The organism is uncultured Blautia sp., assembly GCF_902497045.1.
Classification (GTDB): domain Bacteria; phylum Bacillota; class Clostridia; order Lachnospirales; family Lachnospiraceae; genus Blautia_A.
Map to the genome: position 1 here is coordinate 1 of NZ_CABVDF010000272.1, position 3,182 is coordinate 3,182.

At 43.1% G+C, this 3,182-nt stretch carries 3 protein-coding genes; all 3 read right to left on the reverse strand.

Translation table 11 applies throughout. The features are described from left to right. Positions 1-6: 6 nt before the first annotated feature. From RDS42_RS13575 to RDS42_RS13585, 3 genes are read right to left on the reverse strand one after another with little or no spacing between them, the layout of a single operon-like run. Entirely contained in the window at positions 7-855 is an 849-nt protein-coding gene (locus RDS42_RS13575) for a carbohydrate ABC transporter permease (RefSeq protein ID WP_308784124.1), read from the reverse strand. Further along, complete coding sequence (locus tag RDS42_RS13580; protein WP_308784125.1) at positions 855-1,727, reverse strand: sugar ABC transporter permease; 873 nt, start codon at positions 1,725-1,727, stop codon at positions 855-857. Before RDS42_RS13580 ends, RDS42_RS13575 begins: the two co-directional genes overlap by 1 nt. After that, on the reverse strand, positions 1,724-3,019 hold the full coding sequence (locus RDS42_RS13585; protein WP_308784126.1) for an extracellular solute-binding protein: 1,296 nt from the start codon (positions 3,017-3,019) through the stop codon (positions 1,724-1,726). Before RDS42_RS13585 ends, RDS42_RS13580 begins: the two co-directional genes overlap by 4 nt. Between the last annotated feature and the right edge of the window lie 163 nt (positions 3,020-3,182).

Below are 3,182 nucleotides of genomic sequence, written 5' to 3' on the forward strand. Positions count from 1 at the left end.
TTTATATTATTTTACTGCACCGTTTACCACACCGTTCAGAATCTGCTTCTGGCATATCAGATAAAAGAGAAGAATCGGGATCAGCGCCAGAAGATACGATGCAAACGCAAGGTTATAATTTGTTCCAAACTGCGTCTGGAAATTCAGCTGTGCCAGCGGAAGGGTATTTTTTCCAGTACCGGACATGATCACCAGAGGGGTCATCACATCATTCCAGGTACCCAGCGCCGTAAGGACTGCAACTGTTGCATGCATGGGCTTCATTACAGGGAAGATAATACTCCAGTAGGTCTTCCAGGTACTTGCTCCGTCTACCTTCGCCGCTTCTTCCAACGCAAGGGGAATATTTTTCAGATATCCGGAATACAGAAGAAGGTTCATCGGCATATAAAATACCACATAAAGAATAATGACACCTGCTCTGTTTCCAATCCCCATCTGAGAAGTCTGTTTTACCAGAGGCATCATCAGGATGGCAAAGGGAACAAACATACCGCTGACAATGTAAAGATACGCAAATTTATAAAATTTACTTTTTCCCATATTTCTTCCAATGGCGTAGCCTGCCAGAGAATGAAGAAGTATGGCAATCACTACAGTGAGGGCTGTAATCAGCAGAGAATTTCCCAGGGAATTCCAGAAATCTGTAACCCTCATGGCTTCTGTAAAGTTATCAAAGCTCCAGGAGGACGGGAAGGAAAGGGCTCCTGCTATATCGTTGGTCATTTCCGAAGGCTTTTTGAAAGCAATGATCACTGCCATATAAAGGGGAAAGAAAATCGTCACACAGCCCATGATCAGAAGGATTGTCACCGGCCAGTTGGTTTTTCCCATCTGTTTGGTATTCTTTTTCATTATAACTGCTCCTCCTTCTTATTCATAAATGTAAGCTGGAATATAGAAATCGCCACGATCACAACGAAAAACAGCACTGCATTCGCGCTCTGGAATCCAAACTGTCCTCCATCCATACCATTTTTGTAGATCAGGAAAGAAATGGATTCTGTACTCTGTGCCGGACCTCCCTTTGTCAATGACATAATCTGGTCAAATGCCATCAGGAAGTTTTTCATGCACAGTACCATATTAATCGTAAAAAACGGAATAATCAGCGGGAAGGTCAGATTTTTAAATTTTGTCCATCCGGTTGCCCCGTCAATGGATCCTGCCTCATATACATCCTCCGGCACAGTCTGCAGTCCGGAAATATAAATGATCGTATTCATTGCAATGGCCTGCCATGCCGCCACGATCACAATGGCAAACCATGCGGCTTTTGTATCCGCCAGCATACTGCTGCTGAGAAAATCGATTCCCATGGCTTTTCCGATAGTCGGAAGGATATAGGTAAAGATAAAGCTGAAAATATAGCCGACTACCAGCCCTCCCAGAACATTTGGGATAAAGTAGATTCCTCTCAGGGCGCTTTTTGCACGGATCCTGCTGTTCAGGCCCAGCGCCAGAATCAGACTAAAGAGATTTACAATAATGGTTGCCACCAGCGCGAATTTAAAAGTAAACAGATAGGAATGTCCCACTCTGGCATCCTGAAAAAGATCAATGTAGTTCCGGAATCCTACCCAGTCATAGCTTCCATATCCTTTAAAATTAGTGAAGCTGTAAATAAAGCCTTTGATCAGAGGCAGTGTATTAAATGTAAAGAATAATACAAGAATCGGAATGGTAATCAGTAAAAAGGTGCGTTTTCTTTCATTTTTCTTCATCATTCATTTCCTCCTTCCCCGTTTTCTTCCTGATAGTCCTGTATCTTGCGGATCAGGTCACGATTGTACCGTGTCCAGTCTTTATCGAATTTTTTCAGCCATGCATCTGTGTTCCCTTCCATCAGATATGTCTGGATCATGGCGTCTACTGCCATTTCTGTTGGATAATAGTGATCCTGATAGTCTGTCATCTTACCGGCGTCAATATATTCCTTCATACCGTCCAGCATGGAAGGAAGCTGAAACTCTCCCTCTTTACAGGGAACTGCATTCTGGTCATCCAGATAAATCTGGATATTTTCATCCTCCAGCATAAAACGTAGAACTTCATAAGCTGCTTCTTTTTCCTGACAGTCCTCCATAACACAGAACTGAAGATCGATACCAGAGTTCAGGATCTGTCCGTCTGCGCTGTCATTTGCCGGAAAAACAAAAGAATCTATATTCATCTCCGGATTTACGGATTTAATCTGAGGAACCGCATAGCTTCCGATGCAGTACATGGCAGATTCCCCGCGGGCAAAAGCGGTGCATGCATCATTGTAACTGTAAGCATAAGGATCCTCCTGTGCGTAAGGAAGAAGCTGAAGGATCTTTTCCGCAAGCTCCCGGTATTCCTCTGAAAAAGTAGTTTCTCCTCTATTTACCTGCTGGCATACATCTGCCGGAGCAAGATCGCAGGCCATGGCGTTCCATGGAGCCAGACAGGTCCAGGTATCTTTAAAGCCAAAATACAGCGGCTGCTGTCCGGATGCCTGAATGGTATCCAGAAGTGTCAGAAATTCCTCCCAGGTTGTGGGAATCTCCCATCCGTTTTCTTCAAACATGTCTTTGTTGTACAGGATCCCTGCCGCATTGGCTGCATAGGGAACCGCATATACTCCGTCTCTGGGAATAAATTCCAGATTCTTATCAATATCCAGATATGCCTGTTTAATGTCTGCAAGCCCTTCAAAGTCCGAAATATCTGTCAGCATATCCGCATCCAGAAAATTAGAGTAGTTCACATCCCCTCCGATCCCGATAATGTCCGGCTGATCTTCCTTAATAAAACGGGTCTTCAGGATCGTCATGGCTTCATTTGGTGATTCAATGGTCAGTTCAATATCATCATGGGAAGCATTAAATTTCTCTTCCATTTTTTCAAATGCTTTTACTGCCTCCGGCTTATATTGAACCATTTCAATTTTTATTTTTCCGTTATCTGACGAAGAATCTCCGCATCCGCTAAGAACCATACCGGCGCTTAGTATTCCTGCAAAAATCCCTATAACAGACAGTTTCCTTTTTTTCATTGAATTTCCCCTTTCCTTTCTTTTGCAGTCCGTTTCCATTCTGTACAGTTTTTACGGATTTCTTTCATAGCCTCATTCTATCATTACTGAGGATTCTGGTAAATGGAGCCATGAAACCTGTTTTATATCATAATACGTTTTTTCTCGAATATAGTTGAAGTTA